Annotated in this window: 23 protein-coding genes; 21 read left to right on the top strand and 2 right to left on the bottom strand. The window is 41.1% G+C overall.

Annotation, left to right across the window (positions count from 1 at the left end):
- Positions 1-20: 20 nt before the first annotated feature.
- The 19 genes from fabG (at position 21) to argS (ending at position 16,086) form a co-directional block, all read left to right on the top strand.
- The gene (fabG, locus tag MTT29_RS04575; protein ID WP_021083753.1) at positions 21-764 is read left to right on the top strand and encodes a 3-oxoacyl-ACP reductase FabG; all 744 of its coding nucleotides are present in this window, start codon (positions 21-23) and stop codon (positions 762-764) included.
- Positions 765-850: 86 nt separating this feature from the next.
- Positions 851-1,084 carry an acyl carrier protein gene (gene acpP, locus MTT29_RS04570; protein ID WP_002941395.1) on the top strand — a complete coding sequence of 78 codons (234 nt, stop codon included), beginning with the start codon at positions 851-853 and terminating at the stop codon, positions 1,082-1,084.
- A 34-nt stretch (positions 1,085-1,118) separates the two neighbouring features.
- Positions 1,119-2,330, top strand: a complete 1,212-nt coding sequence (locus MTT29_RS04565) for a beta-ketoacyl-ACP synthase II (RefSeq protein WP_021085320.1) — start codon at positions 1,119-1,121, stop codon at positions 2,328-2,330.
- A 1-nt stretch (position 2,331) separates the two neighbouring features.
- The gene (accA, locus tag MTT29_RS04560; protein WP_103566643.1) at positions 2,332-3,267 is read left to right on the top strand and encodes an acetyl-CoA carboxylase carboxyl transferase subunit alpha; all 936 of its coding nucleotides are present in this window, start codon (positions 2,332-2,334) and stop codon (positions 3,265-3,267) included.
- Positions 3,268-3,469: 202 nt separating this feature from the next.
- Positions 3,470-4,324: a CbrC family protein gene (locus MTT29_RS04555; RefSeq protein ID WP_429799904.1), complete on the top strand. Its 855-nt coding sequence runs from the start codon at positions 3,470-3,472 to the stop codon at positions 4,322-4,324.
- Between the two features lie 11 nt (positions 4,325-4,335).
- Positions 4,336-5,178 (top strand): YwqG family protein, encoded by an 843-nt coding sequence (locus MTT29_RS04550; RefSeq protein ID WP_429799903.1) that lies wholly within the window; start codon positions 4,336-4,338, stop codon positions 5,176-5,178.
- 108 nt (positions 5,179-5,286) lie between these two features.
- Positions 5,287-5,607, top strand: a complete 321-nt coding sequence (locus MTT29_RS04545; RefSeq protein ID WP_429799902.1) for a hypothetical protein — start codon at positions 5,287-5,289, stop codon at positions 5,605-5,607.
- 167 nt (positions 5,608-5,774) lie between these two features.
- Positions 5,775-6,389, top strand: a complete 615-nt coding sequence (locus MTT29_RS04540; protein WP_429799901.1) for a riboflavin synthase — start codon at positions 5,775-5,777, stop codon at positions 6,387-6,389.
- 10 nt (positions 6,390-6,399) lie between these two features.
- The gene (locus tag MTT29_RS04535) at positions 6,400-7,119 is read left to right on the top strand and encodes a polyphenol oxidase family protein (protein WP_429799900.1); all 720 of its coding nucleotides are present in this window, start codon (positions 6,400-6,402) and stop codon (positions 7,117-7,119) included.
- The gene (locus tag MTT29_RS04530; RefSeq protein ID WP_109146603.1) at positions 7,109-7,318 is read left to right on the top strand and encodes an acetyltransferase; all 210 of its coding nucleotides are present in this window, start codon (positions 7,109-7,111) and stop codon (positions 7,316-7,318) included. The genes MTT29_RS04535 and MTT29_RS04530 overlap by 11 nt, the downstream gene beginning before the upstream one ends.
- A 10-nt stretch (positions 7,319-7,328) precedes the next feature.
- Complete coding sequence (iadA, locus tag MTT29_RS04525) at positions 7,329-8,468, top strand: beta-aspartyl-peptidase (protein ID WP_429799899.1); 1,140 nt, start codon at positions 7,329-7,331, stop codon at positions 8,466-8,468.
- A 190-nt stretch (positions 8,469-8,658) separates the two neighbouring features.
- Positions 8,659-9,447, top strand: coding sequence for a 30S ribosomal protein S2 (rpsB, locus tag MTT29_RS04520; RefSeq protein ID WP_103631507.1), 789 nt, complete (start codon positions 8,659-8,661; stop codon positions 9,445-9,447).
- Positions 9,447-10,511: a translation elongation factor Ts gene (gene tsf / locus MTT29_RS04515; protein ID WP_429799898.1), complete on the top strand. Its 1,065-nt coding sequence runs from the start codon at positions 9,447-9,449 to the stop codon at positions 10,509-10,511. The genes rpsB and tsf overlap by 1 nt, the downstream gene beginning before the upstream one ends.
- Positions 10,511-11,155, top strand: a complete 645-nt coding sequence (locus MTT29_RS04510) for an ABC transporter ATP-binding protein (protein ID WP_002941236.1) — start codon at positions 10,511-10,513, stop codon at positions 11,153-11,155. Before tsf ends, MTT29_RS04510 begins: the two co-directional genes overlap by 1 nt.
- A gap of 90 nt (positions 11,156-11,245) precedes the next feature.
- Positions 11,246-12,007 (top strand): flagellar biosynthetic protein FliR, encoded by a 762-nt coding sequence (fliR, locus tag MTT29_RS04505; protein WP_429799897.1) that lies wholly within the window; start codon positions 11,246-11,248, stop codon positions 12,005-12,007.
- A gap of 56 nt (positions 12,008-12,063) precedes the next feature.
- Complete coding sequence (locus MTT29_RS04500; RefSeq protein ID WP_429799896.1) at positions 12,064-13,608, top strand: Highly acidic protein; 1,545 nt, start codon at positions 12,064-12,066, stop codon at positions 13,606-13,608.
- Entirely contained in the window at positions 13,609-14,220 is a 612-nt protein-coding gene (gene gmk / locus MTT29_RS04495) for a guanylate kinase (protein ID WP_103652023.1), read from the top strand. It abuts the gene before it with no gap.
- 51 nt (positions 14,221-14,271) lie between these two features.
- Positions 14,272-14,493: a twin-arginine translocase TatA/TatE family subunit gene (gene tatA / locus MTT29_RS04490; protein WP_002941241.1), complete on the top strand. Its 222-nt coding sequence runs from the start codon at positions 14,272-14,274 to the stop codon at positions 14,491-14,493.
- A gap of 9 nt (positions 14,494-14,502) precedes the next feature.
- Positions 14,503-16,086, top strand: a complete 1,584-nt coding sequence (argS, locus tag MTT29_RS04485) for an arginine--tRNA ligase (protein ID WP_429799895.1) — start codon at positions 14,503-14,505, stop codon at positions 16,084-16,086.
- A gap of 50 nt (positions 16,087-16,136) precedes the next feature.
- On the opposite strand, the gene MTT29_RS04480 is transcribed toward argS, so the two are convergent.
- Positions 16,137-17,066, bottom strand: a complete 930-nt coding sequence (locus tag MTT29_RS04480; RefSeq protein WP_429799894.1) for a sugar transferase — start codon at positions 17,064-17,066, stop codon at positions 16,137-16,139.
- A gap of 103 nt (positions 17,067-17,169) precedes the next feature.
- On the opposite strand from MTT29_RS04480, the gene MTT29_RS04475 reads away from it, so the two are divergent.
- A complete protein-coding gene (locus MTT29_RS04475) occupies positions 17,170-18,153 on the top strand; it encodes a YeiH family protein (RefSeq protein ID WP_429799893.1) in 984 nt (327 codons plus the stop codon).
- On the opposite strand, the gene nadD is transcribed toward MTT29_RS04475, so the two are convergent.
- On the bottom strand, positions 18,137-19,018 hold the full coding sequence (gene nadD / locus MTT29_RS04470) for a nicotinate (nicotinamide) nucleotide adenylyltransferase (protein WP_103581899.1): 882 nt from the start codon (positions 19,016-19,018) through the stop codon (positions 18,137-18,139). The genes MTT29_RS04475 and nadD overlap by 17 nt on opposite strands.
- A 79-nt stretch (positions 19,019-19,097) precedes the next feature.
- Here nadD and gap point away from each other — a divergent pair, with 79 nt between their 5' ends.
- Positions 19,098-20,096: a type I glyceraldehyde-3-phosphate dehydrogenase gene (gene gap, locus MTT29_RS04465; protein ID WP_021083664.1), complete on the top strand. Its 999-nt coding sequence runs from the start codon at positions 19,098-19,100 to the stop codon at positions 20,094-20,096.
- The last annotated feature ends 5 nt before the right edge of the window (positions 20,097-20,101 follow it).

Genomic DNA, 20,101 nt, shown 5'->3' with positions numbered 1-20,101 from the left:
AAAATTTATAAGGAGAATCTATGAAATTTAGCGGAAAAAACGTGCTAATAACAGGTGCAAGCAGAGGTATTGGCGCACAGATCGCAAAGACGCTTGCAAATATGGGCTTAAAAGTGTGGATAAACTACCGCTCAAAGCCTGAGATAGCAGACGCTTTGCAGGCTGAGATCGAACAAAATGGCGGCAAGGCTGCAGTGATAAAATTTGACGCGACAGACGAAGATGAGTTTATAAAAGGTATAAATTTGATAGTCGATAGCGACGGCGAGCTAAGCTACCTCGTAAATAACGCTGGCATCACAAATGACAAGCTAGCGCTTCGCATGAAAACTAGCGAATTTACAGATGTGATAAATGCAAATTTAACTTCAGCTTTCATAGGATGTAGAGAGGCTTTGAAAGTGATGAGTAAAAAGCGCTTCGGAGCGGTCGTAAATGTCGCATCTATCGTTGGCGAGATGGGAAATGCAGGACAGGTGAATTATTCAGCCAGCAAGGGCGGACTAATCGCTATGAGTAAGAGCTTTGCAAAAGAGGGCGCAAGTAGAAATATCCGCTTTAACAGCGTAACTCCGGGCTTTATCGAGACTGATATGACGCATGGACTAAGTGACGAGGTGAAAAAAACTTATAGCGACAATATCCCACTAAAACGCTTTGGCAGTGCTAGCGAGGTGGCCGAGGCTGTGGCATTTTTACTAAGTGATCACGCTAGCTACGTGACTGGCGAGACGCTAAAAATAAACGGCGGACTTTATATGTAATGAAATTTCAACAAGTTTTGAAATTTAAAATAAATAAAAGCGTAAATATTATAAGATAACAGACATTTTTTATAAGGAGACCTTAAATGGCAGTATTTGAAGACGTAAGAGACGTAGTTGTAGAGCAACTAAGCGTAGATCCACAAGCGGTAAAACTAGAGTCTAAAATCATCGAAGATTTAGGCGCTGATTCACTTGACGTTGTAGAGCTAGTTATGGCTTTAGAAGAGAAATTTGAAGTAGAAATTCCTGATAGCGAAGCAGAGAAATTAGTAAGCATTCAAGACGTTGTAAATTATATAGAAAAACTAGGCAAATAATTTAAATTTGCATAGTTTGATTTAAGGAGATGTATTGAAACGAGTCGTTGTAACTGGTATTGGCATGATAAACGCACTTGGTCTTGATAAAGAGAGCTCTTTTAAGGCTATTTGCGAGGGTAAAACAGGTGTGAAAGAGATCACGAGCTTTGATGTAAGCGAATTCCCTGTTAAAATTGCTGCCGAGATAACTGATTTTGATCCAAATAGCATTTTAGACGGCAAAGAGGTGAAAAAAGTAGATCGTTTCATACAGCTTGGCATAAAAGCATCTAACGAAGCTATGGCTGATGCAAATTTCAAGGAGTTTGATGCTCATAAATTTGGCGTTAGTTCAGCGGCTGGCATAGGCGGTTTGCCAAATATTGAGAAAAACTCAATCACATATTTTGAAAAAGGCGTAAAGAGAATTTCGCCATTTTTCATCCCATCTGCACTTGTAAATATGCTAGGTGGCATAGTTTCAATAAACCACGGACTAAAAGGTCCAAATTTATCAAGCGTAACAGCTTGTGCGGCAAGCACTCATGCGATATCACAAGCTGCAAAATGCATAATGATCGGTCAAGCAACAAATATGCTAGTTATCGGTGCTGAGTCTACTATCTGTGGCGTTGGCATAGGTGGTTTTGCAGCGATGAAAGCACTCTCAACTAGAAATGATGAGCCAAGTAAGGCATCAAGGCCATTTGATGCAAACCGCGACGGCTTTGTAATGGGTGAGGGCGCTGGCGCACTTGTGCTTGAAGAGTACGAGTCGGCTGTCGCAAGAGGTGCTAAAATTTACGCTGAAGTAGTTGGATTTGGTGAGAGCGGAGATGCACACCACATCACATCACCAACACTTGAAGGTCCATTAAGCGCGATGAAACAAGCACTTGATATGGCAAAAGGTGTAAAGATAGACTATGTCAATGCACACGGTACTTCAACGCCAGTAAATGATAAAAATGAAACAGCTGCGTTAAAGGCTGTTTTTGGCGATAAGTGCCCACCAGTTAGTTCAACTAAAGGTCAGACTGGACACTGTTTAGGCGGTGCTGGTGCGATCGAAGCTGTCATATCTATAATGGCAATGAGAGATGGCATCATCCCTCCAACAATAAACTACGAAACGCCAGATCCAGATTGCGATCTAGACTACGTTCCAAATAAAGCCAGAAAAGCTGATATAAAAGCTGTTATGAGCAACTCATTTGGCTTTGGTGGAACAAACGGCGTCGTGATATTTAAAAAGTTGGATTAAGATGTCAAATTATTTAGATTTTGAAAAGAGCATAAAGCAGATTGATGAAGATATAGCAAATGCTAAGATCAGAGGCGATGAACATGCTGTTGAAATTTTAAATAAGAACCTATCTAAAGAAATATCAAAAGTATATAAAAATTTAAACGAATATCAACGTTTGCAACTTGCTCGTCACCCAGATAGACCATACGCTATTGACTATATAAATTCATTTTTAGTTGATGGCTATGAGATCCATGGCGACAGGGCTTTTCGCGACGACCCAGCAATAGTCTGCTATGTCGGCTATATCGGAGGTAAAAAGACTGTCGTTATAGGCGAGCAAAAAGGTCGTGGCACTAAAAATAAACTAAAAAGAAATTTTGGTATGCCTCATCCGGAGGGCTACCGAAAGGCTTTACGCGTAGCAAAATTGGCTGAAAAATTTAACCTACCTATCTTATTTTTGATAGACACTCCAGGTGCATATCCTGGCGTTGGCGCTGAAGAGCGAGGTCAAAGCGAGGCCATAGCTAGAAATTTATTTGAATTTGCAAATTTAAAAACTCCAATAATAGCTGTCGTTATCGGCGAAGGCGGAAGCGGTGGTGCTTTAGCTATTGGCGTGGCTGATAGACTTGCCATGATGAAAAACTCTGTCTTTTCAGTTATCTCGCCAGAGGGTTGTGCTGCGATACTTTGGAACGACCCAGCTAAACAAGAGCAAGCTACAAAATCTATGAAGATAACGGCTGATGACTTAAAAAATTTATCGCTTATAGATGATGTGATAAACGAGCCGATAAATGGAGCTCATAGAGATAAAGACGGTGCTGCAAAAGCACTTGCAAACTACTTCATCTCAGAGCTAGCTGAGCTTGAGAAGCTTGATATAAACGAGCTTGTCGCAAAAAGAATAGATAAAATTCTCTCTATCGGAGCTTACGAAGAGTAAAATTTATAGTCACAAGTGAGTTGAAATTTAAGTAAATTTGCTTGTGACTCTCCTTTGCATTAAATTTAATACGCTTTTTTAATTCTAAAAAATGAAATATTTTTATATTTTTATCGCAATCTTCTAAATTTTAATAACTCATCTATGCGACTTTTAAGTGTTTAAGGCTAAAATTCTTAGCAAATTTAAACAAAGGTCATTTGTGGATAAATTTCAAGAAAAATATATAAAACTTTCAAAAGATTACTACAAAAATAACGGTAATGCAGCGAGTGTGGAGGCTTTGTATCAGTTTAAAGAAGAGCTTGAAGCAAGCAAGGACGCGCAGGCAAAACACGTTTTAGTAGATATTTATCAGCTTTTGTCTATGCAAAAGAGCGCTTATGAGCTACTTTTAAAGATACACGATAGAAACGACAAAAAGCAGCTAAAAACGCTTGGTTACCTTTCGCAGTTTATGGATGAGGGCGACAAATGGGCGGTGCCAAGACCAAAGAGTAAAGAGCAAATTTTAGCCCAAAAGGCAAAGGCCGCCACCTTGCCAAAATTTCGCTATCACCCAGAGCCACTAAAAACTGGCGCATTTAAAGATGATATGAGTGTTACTTGTGAGTGCTGCGGCGAAAAGACAGAAATTTACTATAATAACGGCATCTATAGCGAGCAAGACGTCACCTATCTTTGCCCAGCTTGCATCGCAAACGGCGCAGCTGCTAAGAAATTTGACGCTACTTTTGTGCAAGACGCCGACCAGCTTGCCACGGATGATGCCAAAAAAGATGAGGAGCTTTTTAGAAGAACGCCTGGCTATGAGAGCTGGCAGGGCGAGCACTGGGTGGTGTGCTGTGATGATTATTGCGCATTTTTGGGCGATGTGGGCACGAAGGAGCTTGAGGAGCTCGGCATCGCAGACGAGGTTTTTGATGACTACGCAAAAAGAGACGAGTATGACGTCAAAATGGCGCACGAGGTGCTCGTAGCGGGTGGCAACTTTGCTGGATATTTGTTTCGTTGCTTGCACTGCAAAAAGTATCATATCTACATTGATGCTTGCTAGAAAGGTAAAATATGGATCTAAATGAAATTTATAAAGGCTGCAAAGAGCGCGGTCTGGAGGGGCTTTTTGACTTTTTAAAGCCAATGGCTAAAAATGCTATAAAGATAGATGCGCAGGCTAAAGATGACGGTGATATTGCCATTGGAGCGTCTAAATTTGGCGGACAGCCAGATCTGCCAGCTAGCGTGCCTTGGCCGTCAAATGAAAACGGCGCGCTTAGCTTTGTGGCGCAGATAAATTTTGCTGAGGTTAGCAAATTTGACACCGATGGGTTACTACCAAAAAGTGGCATGCTCTATCTTTTTTATGATATAAATTTACGCATTTGGGGTTACGACCCTGCTGATAAAAAGGGCTTTGCCGTGATCTTTTCCGAGGCAGCCCAAGACCAGCTTGCTCGCCAAAACATGGATGGCGGAAATTTCACATTTGGCGCACGCTCTCTTAGCTTTAAAAACGAGCTAAATTTGCCAAGTTTGCAAAGCTCGCTCGTGCCATTTGGCAAATTTAGCGAGGAGCAGTGGGAGGCTTATCACGAGATCATCGAGCCAAGCTGGCAGGCCAAAGAAAACAAGCTACTTGGTCACTCTGACAACATCCAAGACGGCATGGAGCTAGAGTGCGAGCTCGTGGCAAATGGCCTTGACTGCGGCGATGGCAGCGCTTATCACCACCCAAATATCGCTGAGTTTGAGAAAAATGCCGCCCAGTGGCAGCTGCTTTTGCAGATAGATAGCGACTGGGATAGCGACATGGACTGGGACGGAGAGGGCAGAGTTTATCTGTGGATAAAGAGGGACGACCTGGCGACGCGCGACTTTAGCAAGACGTGGCTAGTTTTGCAGACAAGCTAATTATGAAAATTTATTAAGATCGCTTGTTCTTTTATATCATTAACAATCCTTTTAAAGGGATTTATACCTAAAATTTCATCACGTAGGCACTTTCTTGCTACGATTGCTTTGCTTGCAGTAAGTGCCATTTTGCCTACTTTTGCTTACATATCGCCCACAAAAGGTCGAAGCCAAACAAATTTAAAAAAGATGATTAAAAATATCGTTTTAGTTCATGGCACATTTGTTGATGGTTCTTGCTACGCTGAGTTGATCCGCCACTTGCAAGAAGCTGGCATTAACACCGTTGCTGTGCAAAATCCGCTAACTTCTCTTGCATCAGCGTTTTGCAAAGCAGATAAATGCAAAGACAAAAGTGGGCATCTTTTGATGATCTCACAGCCAAAAGGGCTGGCAAACTGGCTCATTGAGATTGCGGATTTGATCTAATTTTATAAAACAAGCCACTTTAAATGAGTAGCTTGAAGCTAAATTTTACTAGCATTTTTGCCCATCAAGGCTTTAAATTTATCTTTTCTTTTTATAAAATACCAAGCTTATCAATGCCCAAATTTAGGCAAATTTTAGTAAAATCTTCAAAAATTTAAAGGCAAAATATGTTTAATGGCTTAATCAGGGAGCTTGCCGAGGTCATTAGCTACTCGCAAAATGTTTTACGGCTAAAGGCTAAATTTCGCCCAAATTTAGGCGACAGCATCGCAGTAAATGGCGCTTGCTTAAGCGTGACCAAACTATATGAGGACGGCTTTAGCGTGGAGCTAAGCGCAGAGAGCAGGGCAAATGTCGCAGTTGAAAATTTAAGTGGCTTGGTGCATATCGAGCCTGCGATGAAGCTTGGAGAGCGAGTGGATGGGCATTTGATGCAGGGACACATCGACTTTATTGGCGTGATCTCGGCTATAAAAAAGCATGAAAACGGCGTTGATTTTTATATCGACTTGCCAAAGGAGGCGATGGCTCTGATGGCAAATAAGGGCTCGGTGGGCGTTGAGGGCGTGAGCCTTACGATAAATGAAATTTTGCCAAAGGGCATAAGGCTCACGATCATTCCCATCACATTTAGAGATAGCCTTTTTGGCACTTTCAAGGTCGGCAGACGCGTAAATATCGAGAGTGACCTGCTGGCTCGCTACGTGGCTAGGATGCTTGAAGCTAAGCAAAATGGCGGCCTTAGCTGGGACGATGTCGAGAGAATTTCAAGCCTCTACTAAGCGAGCGAAGATGCGTGAAAATTTAGAGATCGTTTTTGATAAAAATGGCATCACTGCTGGCTTTACAAACAGGCTTGGCGGCGTGAGCAAGGGTAAATTTAGCTCGCTAAATTTAGGTGACCACGTGGGTGACAACCTAGCAGACGTCATCAAAAATAGAGAAATTTTGGCTAGCAATTTAGGCGTTAGGCAGCTTAAATTTATGAAGCAGATCCACTCGGACAAGGTTTTTGTCCTTGAAAACGAGGAGGATGAGCTACCAGAGTGCGACGCTGTGATCACAAATTTAAGTGATGTGGGTATCTGTGTCTTGGTGGCTGACTGCTCGCCAGTTGTGATGATAGATGAGAGGCAGGGCGCCATCTGCGTGGCTCATGCAGGCAGAGCCGGTGTGATGCTAAAAATTTGCACAAAAGCAGTTAAGCTTATGGGCGAGAAATTTGGCTCAAGAGCGGGCGAGATGAGCGTCTTTGTCGGAGCAAATATAAAAGGCGGCTGCTACGAGGTGGGCGAGCTTGACCTTGGGGAATTTAACGCATATAAGATAGGTAGAAATTTTGATATGAACGCGGCTTTGAGGGATGAATTTGGCGCACTTGGGGTTAGAAATTTAAACTTTAGCGAGGTCTGCACGCACTGCGACGAGAGATATTTTTCGTACCGAAGAGACGGCGTGTGCGGTAGATTTTGCGGATTTGCAGTGAAATTTAAGGATAAAAATGGGATATGAGAGCTTTAAAAATCCACTAGCGGCAAAAATAGCTCAAAACGCTAGAAATTTGAGCTTTGAGCAGCTTATGAATGAAGAGTTTGTGCAGATGCTACTTAGCTCAAAAAAGATGGAGCTAAGCGCCGTGGATAGGGAAAATATCGAGCAAATTTTTATAAAACTGATGGAGATAGAAGAAAAAGTTCAACTTAGCAAATAAAGGAGAAAATATGCTTTTGCTTAAAAATGCTAATCTATACACGCCAAAATTTCTTGGCAAGCGCGATGTTTTAGTAGGTGGCGGTAAAATTTTAGCCATCGGCGAGGGGCTAAGCTTTAGCGTAGAAGGGCTTAGCGTTTACGACCTAAAGGGCAAGGTTTTAGCTCCAGGTCTCATTGATCAGCACGTGCATATCACGGGTGGCGGCGGCGAGGCTGGATATCACTCAAGAACGCCTGAGATCACCCTTAGCCAGATCGTAAAATACGGCACTACGACGCTTGTTGGCGTTTTGGGGACAGATGGTGTCACTAGAAGCTTGGAAAATCTCTACTCCAAAGCAAAAGCGCTCGAGTTTGAGGGCATCTCGACCTTTATCCACACCGGCTCATATGCAAGCCCCTGTGTGACATTTACCGGCGACATCGCAAAGGATCTCATACTAATCGACAAAGTGATCGGTGTAAAGATCGCGCTGACCGACAACCGCGGTAGCTACGTCTCAAAAGAGGAGCTCATCAAAATTCTAAGCAAGATACGCATAGGCGGCATGGTCTCTAAAAAAGGCGGCGTGCTTCACATGCACATGGGCGGACTAAGCGAGAAATTTGACAACGTCTTTAAGGTGATAAAAGACTACGAATTCCCAGTTCATTACTTTTCTCCGACGCACTGCGCTAGAACGAAAGACTTGTTTAACGAGGCTTTGAAATTTCAAAAAATGGGCGGAAACATCGATATCACAAGCGGCGGAAGTAAATTTGCCCCGCTTCATGAGGTGGTGGCTTATGGCCTTGAAAATGGGCTAAATTTAGAGCGACTAACGATGAGCTCTGATGGCAACGGTAGCGTGCCTAAATTTAACGAAAATGGCGAGCTAGTGGGATATGGCTGTGCTTCATGTGCGTCAAATTTAGAGGTATTGCAAGCTTTGGTAAGAAATAAAATTTTAAAGATAGAAGATGGCTTGGCTTTGATGAGTAAAAACGTGGCGAGATATCTAAATTTAAGCCAAAAAGGCGAAGTGAAAGTTGGCAACGACGCTGATCTTTGCGTCTTTGACGAGGAGCTAAATTTATATGACGTGATCGCAAAAGGCGAGTTTTGCGTTAAAGACGAAAAGGTCGTTAAAAAAGGCTTTTTCGAGTAAATTTAAAGAAATTTGCGCTTTATTTGTAGCTAAAGAAATCTTTAAATTTAGCTTCAATAAAGCCAAGTTTCAATATAATCCAAGCTTTATTTCACACACGACAATCCTAAATTTGGTTGTGCGAAAGCATTAATGGTCGTGGAGGATAAAACTAAATTCAAGGCAAAATGCCTAAAACAAGGAGAAACTCATGGTAACTATGAGAGATTTATTAGAGTGTGGCGTACATTTTGGTCACCAAACACGCCGCTGGAACCCAAAGATGAAAAAATTTATCTTTGGCGAGAGAAAAGGTATCTATATCATAGATCTACAAAAGACTATCCGCTACTTCCGCTACACTTACAACATCGTTCGTGACGCAGCTGCCGAAGGCAAGTCAGTGCTATTTGTCGGTACTAAAAAACAAGCTATCGACGCTATAAAAGAGTACGCTGAAAAATGTGGAATGCCTTATGTAAATCACCGCTGGTTAGGTGGTATGATGACAAACTTCGGTACTATCCGCCAGTCTATCCGCAAACTAGAAGTTATCGAGACTATGGAAGAAGATGGCTCGATAAATTTACTAACTAAAAAAGAGGCTTTGATGCTTCGCCGCAAAAAAGATAAACTTATCGCAACTCTTGGCGGTATCCGCAATATGAAAAGCCTACCTGATATGATATTTGTTGTTGATACAGTTAAAGAAAAGATCGCTGTTCAAGAGGCAAATCGCTTAAAAATCCCAGTTGTAGCACCTATAGATACAAACTGCGATCCTGACGTTGTTGATTATCCTATCCCAGGAAACGATGACGCGATCCGTTCTGTTCAGCTTTTCTGCCAAGAGATGGCTGAGGCGATCAACGAGGGCAAATCACTTCTTGAGCAAGATGGCGGCGAGCAAGCTGCTGGCGAAGAAGTAAGCCAAGATGAGAAAGATGCAGTTGTAGCTGAGGCTATGAGTGAAGAAGATTTTGGCGAGGACGAAGAGTAATGGAAATAACTGCACAAATGGTAAAAGAGCTCCGTGAATCAACCGGAGCTGGCATGATGGACTGCAAAAAGGCACTTGGCGAAGCAAATGGCGACATGGAAAAAGCTGTTGATATCCTTCGTGAAAAGGGCCTAGGTCAAGCTGCTAAAAAGGCTGACCGTCTTGCAAGCGAGGGCTTAGTAAGCGTTGAAGTTTGCTCAAAATGCAAAAAAGCAACTATCAGCGAGATCAACTCTGAGACTGACTTCGTTGCTAGAAACCCACAGTTTCAAGCGCTTGCAAAAGACACAACAGCTCACATCCAAACAAGTGGCATAAAAACAGTTGAAGAGCTAAATGCGAGCACTTTAAATGGCGTTAAATTTGAAGATTATTTCAAAACTCAGATCGCAACTATCGGCGAAAACCTTGTAGTTCGCCGCTTTGAGACAATCAGCGCTGATGATAAGGGCGTGGTAAATGGCTATGTTCACTCAAATGGCCGTGTTGGCGTGCTTATCGGTGCAGCTTGCGAAAGTGCTGAAGTTGCAAACAAAGCAGCTGAATTTATAAGAAATTTATGTATGCACGCAGCTGCTATGAAGCCAAGTGTTATAAGCTACAAAGATCTTGATAAAGATTTTGTTGAGAAAGAATTTATCGCACTTCGCGCTGAACTTGAAAAAGATAATGAAGAGCTAAAACGCCTAGGCAAGCCACTTCACCACATCCCTGAGTATGCTAGCCGCTGCCAGATAGGTGAGGCTGAGCTTGCAAAAGCTACAAAAGCGATCGAAGAAGAGCTAAAAGCTGAGGGCAAGCCTGAGAAAATTTGGGATAAGATCATCCCTGGTAAGATCGAGAGATTTTACGCTGATAACACAGTGCTTGACCAACGCCTTACACTTTTAGGCCAGTTTTATGTAATGGACGATAAAAAGACTATCGAACAAGTTATCGAAGAGAAGAGCAAAGAGCTTGGCGGCAAGATCGAGATCGTAAAATACGTTCGTTTCGAGCTTGGCGAAGGCTTAGAGAAAAAAGTAGATGACTTTGCTGCAGAAGTTGCTGCTCAAATAGGCTAATGGAAATTTTAAGAGCGTCTAATCTAGGCTTTGCGTATGATTATACGCTCTTTAACAATATAAATTTAACTCTCAATCAAAAACAAAGCATCGCGATAACTGGCGTTAGCGGTTGTGGCAAATCAACGCTTTTACACATACTTTCAACACTTTTAAAACCAAATTTTGGCGAGGTCATCTATCAAGATAGATCGATCTATGAGCTTTCGCAAAATGAGCTTTTGGCCATTAGAAGGCTTCATTTTGGCATTATTTTTCAGTCGCACTATCTTTTTAAAGGTTTTAGCGCTTATGAAAATATCGAGCTTGCAAGCATCTTATCTGGCGAAAATATAGAAAAAAATGATCTTGAAGCGCTTAAAATTTCAAGTGTGATAAATCAAAAAGTTGGCGAGCTAAGCGGCGGCCAGCAGCAGCGCGTCAGTATCGCTAGAGTGCTTACTAAAAAGCCAAAGATCATCTTTGCAGACGAGCCAACGGGCAACCTTGATAAGCAAACGGCAAATGAAGTGATGCAAGTTTTATTTGACTACATAAATGAAAATAACGCTGCCCTTGTTCTAGTCACTCACGACAATGACCTAGCCGCAAAATGCGATAACTCATACAAGCTTGAGAACAAAGAGCTTGTGCAAATTTCTTAAAATTTAGCTTCAAATTTCTAAAAACTACCGCTTAAATTTAAAAAACAAAGTAAAATTTTGTAAAATTAGCAAAAATTTAAAAAGAGCAAAATGGAACTAGTAGAATTTTTTGGAGCCGATAAGACCATAGTTTTTATGCTTTTATTTGCACGCTTAAGCGGTCTCATCGTTTTTTTTCCATTTTACTCGCACAACCAAGTCCCGCTTACCGTAAAAACGCTTTTAGCTTTTGTCCTATGCGTCGTGCTTTTTCCTCTCTCAAAAGCTCATGAAAACTCTATAAATTTTTTAATCGGTGAGATACTTGGCGAGGTGATGCTGGGTCTTAGTGCAGGACTTATGCTAACCATCATCTTTGCCACGCTTCAAATGGCAGGCGAGCAAATCTCGATGGTCATGGGCTTTTCGATGGCGTCGGTACTTGATCCGCAAACTGGCACAAACTCCCCAGTCATAGCAAACCTTATAAATTTCATCGCACTGCTAACATTTTTGGCATTTGATGGGCATCATTTGCTTCTTAAATTTTACGCTAGCTCTCTTGCTGTGGTGCCTCTAGGAGATTTTTATCCGCGCCCTGGCATAATGAGCTATGCGATAAATTTATTTACAAATTTGTTTATGTTTGGCTTTATCATGTCATTTCCTATCATCGCGCTTTCTTTGCTCTCGGACTCCATTTTTGGCATGCTTATGAAGACAATGCCGCAGTTTAACCTACTAGTCATCGGCTATCCTATCAAAGTAACGATCGGATTTTCCGTTTTGATAGCCATTTTAGCAGGCATTATGAAGATCATGAGCGACCTACTTTTAAAAGTGATAAATGATCTGCCGGCTCTGTTTTTTTAAGAAAATAGCAATGAAATTTATCATAGAATAGGCTTTTACTATTACAAGGAGGGATGATGAAAGTTGCTCTTATAAATAAAAATCCAGCAGTTTCACGTCTGATAACTTTAAGTCTGAATAAAATCGGTACCGAATATAGCGAATTTGAGGATCTAAATGGATTTGACGATGCTCAGTTTGACTTTATCATAATCGACAGTGACGTGGATAGTAGCGAGCTAGCTACAGATAAAAAGGTAATGTATCTAGCAAGTCGTGGCGAGAGCAAGCCAGAATTTGCTACTTTGATGCTTGAAAAACCATTTTTACCGACTGAATTTATAAGTGTTTTTGAGCAAAATATCCCAAAAGATGAGCCAGTTGCCCAGCAAAATGCTAGTGAGCAGGACGAAAGCGACTTTGGCGACTTTAGCGACGAGGCTATAAATTTTGACGAGATGTCAGGGTTTAAACTGCCTGATATCGATACAAATTTAGAAAATTTTGCAGATCTTGACAAAGAGCTTTTAGAAAGTGGCATAGATAGCCCAAGCGAGGAGATTAGCCAGAGCGACTTACAAGAGGAAAATGAAGCTAGTAATATGGAGTCTTTAGAAGAGCTTGAAGACCTACAAGAGCTTGCCAGCGAAGATCTTGCTGATGAGAGCGTGGATGAAGAGACTAGCGAAGCGATAAGTGATGTGCATGAGAGTGAAGAGGGTAAAGATGGCGATCTAGCAGAGCTTAGCGCGCTTGTCGATGAGATAGAAAATATGCCAGAAGAGTCTGAAGTAGATGAAGAGCTAAATAAAAATTTAGATGATATTATTAGCCAAAATGACATTGCAGGCTTGGTTGATGAAGAGAACACTGGTAGCGAGTTTGATGAGATAGATCAGAGTAAATTTGAGCTTAGTGAGATTGATTCGCTTGATGAAGAGCTAAATAGTGAAGAGTCTGACGAGGAAAATAAAAATTTAGACGATACTGAGCTAGATGTTCAAAATTTAGAGCAAGAAGAGCTAAATATAGACGAGCTAGCTAAATTTGATGATGAAGATAGCCTTGAAAATGAGATAAATTTAGAAGATGAGCCTAAAGATGAGGAGAATTTAGATGAGATCTCTGAGGCTGATGAAGAGCAAATTCAAGTAGATGATGAAAAAGTAGAAGAAGAGGCTTTGGATGAAATTTCAAGCGAGGAGCTAGAAAATTTAGAGTCTAGCGAGAGTGAAAATGCTTCTAATGAGATGTCAGTAGAAGAGCTAGAAGATGTGAGTGAGCCAGAAGCAAAAGAGGATCTAGGTCTAATAGATGAAACTTTTGAAGAAGAAAATATCCAAGAAGAAAATGCGCAAAAAGAGAGCAAAGACGCGGCACCAAGTGAGTTAAATTTTGACGCGGCATCGATAGATGATATAGATGAAAACACGATGTTGGCGGCATTTGGACTAAAGGATATGCCTCAAATAAGCTCAAAAAATGATGCAAAAGAAGACTATAAAGAAGAGCTAACTAAAAAGATCACAAAACACGTCCATGAGTCACTAAATGAGAGCTCGCTAAGAGATGTGCTAAAAGATATGAACATTAAGATAAATATAAGTTTCGAGGAAAAGTAGTTGCAAGGACAAATTTTAGTAGTTTCAGGACCTAGTGGAAGCGGTAAAAGCACGCTTTTGAGCCGTCTTTTAAAGGAAGAGAAAGACCTATATTTTTCTATCTCAAGCACAACAAGAGCCAAAAGAGAAGGCGAAGTTGATGGGGTGGATTATTATTTTATAAAAGAAGATGAATTTAAAAGTGGCATAGAAAAAGGTGAGTTTTTAGAGTGGGCGCAGGTGCATAAAAACTACTATGGCACGAGCCTAAAGCCAGTTTTAGAAGCACTTGAGGCTGGAAAGATAGTGATATTTGACATCGATGTGCAGGGCTTTCACATCGCACTTGAGAAATTTAAAAGCTACATCACTTCAGTTTTTATAACAACTGCGAATAAAAAAGAGCTAAAAAGGCGCTTGAAAAACCGCGGAACAGATAGTGACGAGACGATAGAAAACCGCTTAATGAACGCAGTTGGTGAGATGGAGCATATTTTAGAGTATGATTATTTTTTAGTAAATGATGATATAGAAAAGAGCTATAAAGGGCTAAAATCAATCCTTCGAGCGATGAGGTTAAAAAGTGCTAAGATAAACTTAAGAAACGTCATCGACGAGTGGATAGATTGTTAGAAATTCAGAAATTTATGATAATATTTTGAGAAAATTTGATAAGGAGAAAAGATGGGTTCTTTTAGTATTGGCCACTGGTTGATCGTTTTAGCGATCATTGTATTACTTTTTGGAGCAAAGAAGATCCCAGAGCTTGCGAAAGGACTAGGCAAAGGCATAAAGACTTTTAAAGCTGAGATGGAGGACACAACCCCTGAAAAGAGCGAAAAAGTCGAGCATAAAGAAGAGAGTGCTACTAGTCAAAAGATAGAAGAAACAACTAAAAACGCATAGGTTTTAGAGTTGAAAGATAAAGTAAAAGCAGAAATTTCAAAGGTTTTAGAGCGAGAATTTGTGCTTGAAAAGCCAAAGGATAAAAATTTAGCCCACTATGCGACACCGCTTTTTAGCCTTGCAAAGGAGCTAAGAAAGTCGCCAGCTATGATAGCTAGCGAATTTGCTGATAAATTTAGTGATAGCAAGATAGTGGAAGCTAGTGCGGTAAATGGCTACTTAAATTTCAAGCTTAAGAGCGAATTTTTAGATGAAATTTCAAAGCAAATTTTGCTAGATAGCGAAAATTTTGCAAAAGAATATGCGAAAAAAGACAGCTATTTAATAGAATACATCAGCGCAAATCCAACTGGGCCGCTTCACATCGGACACGTTAGAGGTGCAGTTTATGGCGATACTTTGGCTAGACTTGGCAAAAGACTTGGCTACGCCATCTCAACAGAATACTATATAAACGATGCGGGTAATCAAATAGATCTGCTTGGCACATCGATATCACTTGCGGCTAAAGAGCAGCTTTTTAACGAAAGTGTCGTCTATCCAGAGAAATATTACCGCGGGGATTATATTTTAGATATTGCTAAGCTTGCAAATGAGAAATTTGGCAAGGAAATTTTTTATGACGAGAGCAGAAACCTTGAGCTTGCTGAGTTTGGCAAGGATATTGTGCTTGAGATCATCAAAAAAGACTTAGCTGATGTTGGGATTTTTATAGAGAGCTGGGCTAGCGAAAAAGCTCTTTATGACCATCTTGTGCCAACTATAGAAAAGCTAAAACGCTCAAATCAAATGTATGAAAAAGAGGGCGCTACTTATATCGCTTCTACCACACTTGGCGACGATAACGATAGGGTTGTGGTTAGAAATGACGGCAGACCGACGTATCTAGCTGGAGACATCATCTATCATAACGCTAAATTTGAAAGAAATTTTGACCACTATATAAACATTTGGGGCGCGGATCACCACGGGTATATCGCAAGATTAAAGGCTGCGATAAATTTCCTTGGTTACGATGAAAACAGGCTTGAAGTGATACTTATGCAAATGGTTAGTTTGCTAAAAGAGGGCAAGCCATATAAAATGAGCAAGCGCGCTGGCAATGCTGTGCTGATGAGTGATATTGCGAGCGAGATCGGTGCTGAGGCACTTAGATTTATCTTTATAAGCAAAGCAAATACGAGTAGTTTGGAATTTGACGTGGATGAGCTTAAAAAAGAGGATAGCTCAAACCCTATTTTTTATATAAATTACGCTCACGCTAGGATAAATCAGGTCTTTGCAAAGGCTGGAAAAAGCGTTAGTGACGTGATAAACGCGGACTTTGAGTGCCTAGATGAAAATGCTAAAAATTTACTTTTTGAAGCGCTAATCTTGCCTGAAATTTTAGAGGATGCTTTTGTCTCAAGGCAGCTTCAAAAGATACCAGACTATCTAAAGTCACTAGCTGCTAGCTTTCATAAATTTTACAATGAAAACCGCGTAGTTGGAAATGAAAATGAAGATAGTTTGCTAAAAGTTTTTGCAGTCGTTGCTATCTCGATAAAAACAGCATTTAGTATAATGGGAATCACAGCTAAAGATAGGATGTAGCTTTATATCCACCAGACAAATTTAGTCAAAAAGAGATATGCGGTTTTTGACTAAATACCCCTTTTTTCAAATATAATTGCAATAGTTTTTGCTATGATCTTTATCTCCAGCCAAAGTGACCAGTGCTTTATGTAGTAAAGATCATACATGAGTTTCTGCTTGGCATCAAGTGCATTTGCGCCGTAAGGGTAGTTTACTTGTGCCCAGCCTGTGATGCCAGGGCGGACGATGTGGCGTTCATTGTAGTAAGGGATTTTTTTTTCGTAGTCATGAACTAATATATCCCATTCTGTACGTGGTCCTATTAGATGCATATCGCCGCGAAATACATTGATGCATTGAGGTATTTCATCCATTCTAGTCTTGCGCATAAATTCGCCAAATTTAAATACTCTTGTGTCATTTTTTTGCGTGTATGGGTTGTGTTCTGAGTTTTCATGCATCGTTCTAAATTTGTAGCACTTAAATATTTTAGTATCCAGCCCGACCCTATTTTGCAAGAAGTAAAGGCTGCCAGGGGACTGCTCGTCTATCTTTTTCTTTACGTAAAATTTAAGTACAAAAAGTATCACAAGAAGCAGCGAGCAGCTTGCATAGTCGATCACGCGTTTTAAGGCGTATTCAAGGGCATTATAAGGCTTTATGTCGTTTAAAAAGTTTAAATTTTCGCCATTTTCTGGGATGTAGCACTTTTGCAAGTAAATTTCTAAAAAGCTCTCCACATTTAGAAATTTGATCTTTTTATACTTCGTCTTAAACTGCAAAAGCGTGAGAAATCTCACCAGTTTGCCATCAACGGGCTTTTGGGTATTTAGCACTATTAGCCTCTGATCGCCTGATTTTATGAGATTTTCTAGTGCGCTTCGTAGGGCTTTTGCGTCGCTATTTTCAGGGGATAAAAAATTCACCTGGCCAAATTTCTTCCTAAGCTTCTCTAGCTCGAGTTTGGTGAAAGTATATTTTTCGCCAAGGATGATCATAGGCCTATCCCTTTATCTTTATTTTAAATTTGCATTATAAAATTCGTCTAATTATACCCAAACGTGCTAATTGCATTTTTAAAAAAAGAGTTAAGGTTAAAATATGTCTCACAAAATTCTCGCAGTGCTTGTTTTAGCGCTCATATGCGCCATTTCTTTTGCGCTCTCAAACACACTTTTGGCTAAATTTCACACCAGCCCACTCATCATCTCTATCATTCTAGGCGCCATTTTTGCAAATCTTTTTGCCAAACAAACTCAAATTTTAAAAAGTAGTGGCGTCGTAGCGATCGCTGGGAAGCAAATTTTAAGGCTAGGCATCATACTTTTTGGCTTTAACATAAGCCTTAGCGAGATCGCAAGTGTCGGCACCATTGGCGTGATATACGCAGCATTTATGGTATTTGCGACCTTTTGCTTTGCGCTTTTTGTAGCCAAAGCCTTGGGGCTTAGCAGGGATAGTGCTGTGCTCATTGGCTCAGGGGCTAGTATATGCGGCGCAGCTGCTGTTATGGCTACACAAAATGAGATAAAAGCAGACGCAAACAAGCTTGCTATCGCCATTTGCACGGTGGTGCTCTTTGGGACGATTGGTATGTTTATCTATCCATTTATCGCTAAATTTCTAGCTCTCACACCGCACCAAACTGGCTTTTTTATCGGCGGCTCACTTCATGAAGTAGCCCATGTAGTGGCAGCCTCAGCGGCATTTGATAGCGCAGCTAGCAGCACCGCTGTCATCATAAAAATGCTTCGCGTCATCATGCTTGTGCCATTTTTGTTTTTGTTAAATTTCTTAAATTTAAGCCAAAATAGCGGTGGCTCAAAGCTAAAGAGCATACCTTGGTTTGCGCTATTTTTCCTAGTGGCGATCTGCGTTAGATCTTTGCCATTTTTCCCTGAAAATTTGGTGCAAGTTTTAAAGCTAGCCGCTAGCATTTGCCTTTGCGTTGCGATGTGTGCTTTGGGATTTGGGATAGATAGAAGCATTTTTAAAGCGACGGGCAAAAAGCCATTTTTGCTAGCATTTTTTATATTTTTATGGCTTATTTGCTCATCGCTCGTCTTTGTTAAGACTCTTTGCTAGTTTTTAGTTTTTGCAAAAACTCTTCGATATTGTATTTTGCTCTGTAAGCTGGGCTTAAAAGGTGTATCAAAATGTCGCCAAGGTCCATCACGATCCAATCAGGCGAGCTCTCCGTGCCTATAAATTTCTCCCCAAGAGGCTTAAGCTCCTCTTTTAGATCCTCAGCCAGCGAGTAAGTGTGCCTCTCGCCAAGCGTAGTAGCGATAACTACGGCCTTTACGAAATAATCATCCCCGCTCATATCAAACACTTGTATCTCTTCAGCCTTTTTTGCGTCTAAAACCTTAACTATACTTTCGGTGCGCTCTTGCATCGATCTCTCTTGCATCTTTAATCCTTGGTAAAAATTTATAATCTCATCTTTTATCTCGCTAGGCAGCTCATCAAGCCCCTTTTGGTGCCTGATTTGCGACGAGCTAACATCCACGTGCACGTCCATTTTTTGTAAATTTTGTGGAATTTCTATGTGATTGCGCTTGGCGATCACAAACTGCACTAAATTTTTTAGCTCCTCATATCCATGCCACTTATCAAGCGTAGCTAGGTGGTCAGCGCCTATTATGAGATAAAATTTCTCTATCTTGAATTTCTCATACAAATACTTAACCGTCTCTATGGTAGGCACTGGGCGAGCTAAATTTATCTCATAGTCTGAGATCTCGACCTTCTCTAGGCCGCCCCAAATTTCTCTTATCCACTTTAGGCGAAGCTCTGGCGGAGCTGAAAATTCGCTCTTAAAGGGACTTATAAAAGTTGGCATGATGATGAGCTTGTCGATGTCAAGACCGCTTAGTGCCATTTTCACAATGCTATCGTGTCCTAAATGAACCGGATCAAAGCTCCCGCCAAAAAGTGCTAACTTCATCTATTAAAGTGCCTTGTTTATATTTGTTTTAAAATTCTTTTTTGTAGAATTAGGCGTAATTATATCAAAAGGAGCTAAGATGTCAGTTAAAGTAGCAATAAACGGCTTTGGGCGTATCGGTAGGTGTGCTGCTCGTATTATTTTAGAGCGTGATGATGTTGAGCTTGTCGCTATTAACGACACCGCAACAAGGGATATGACGAGGTATTTGCTTAAATACGACAGCGTGCATGGCGAATTTAAGCAAGACGTTAAGGTGATAAGCGACGATTTTATAGAGGTAAATGGCAAAAAGATAAGAGTTTTTTCTACAAGAGATCTAAACGAGCTTAGCTACGCAGACTACGGCGTAGACGTGGTTTTAGAGTGCACTGGCAAGTTTTTAACCACCGAAAAATGTGAGCCATATCTTGCTCGCGGCGTCAAAAAAGTCGTCATGAGCGCTCCAGCAAAAGACGACACTGCCACATTTGTAGTTGGCGTAAATGACGATAAATACGCAGGCGAAGCGATCGTCTCAAACGCAAGCTGCACCACAAACGGCCTAGCTCCAGTGGCAAAGGTGCTAAACGATAAATTTGGCATCGTCAAGGGGCTAATGACCACGATCCACGCATATACAAATGGCCAAAGCCTAGTTGATGTAAAGGCTAAAGATTTCCGCCGCTCACGCGCAGCAGCGCTAAATATCGGACCTACAACCACCGGAGCTGCAAAAGCGATCGCTAAAGTGCTCCCCGAGCTAAGCGGCAAGCTGCACGGCCAAGCAGTGCGCGTGCCGGTCGCTAACGTCTCTATGGTCGATCTAACGGCGGTTTTAAAAAGACCAGCTAGTAAAGATGAGATAAACGAGGCATTTAGAGCGGCTGCGGAGTCAAATTTAAAAGGAATTTTATTCGTCGATGACGACTACAGAGTTAGTAGCGACTTTTGCACAAGCACCTTTAGCAGCATCGTAGCGAGCGACACTACGCAGGTTATCGCTGATGATATGGTGAAGGTCTTTGCGTGGTATGACAACGAGTGGGGCTACTCAACAAGGCTTGTTGATCTTGCTAAGATCGTGGCTACAAAGTAAATTTA

It is taken from the genome of Campylobacter concisus, assembly GCF_050447485.1.
Classification (GTDB): domain Bacteria; phylum Campylobacterota; class Campylobacteria; order Campylobacterales; family Campylobacteraceae; genus Campylobacter_A; species Campylobacter_A concisus_BQ.
Note: the sequence above shows the minus strand (reverse complement) of the source record. Positions and strands in the feature narration are given on the sequence as shown.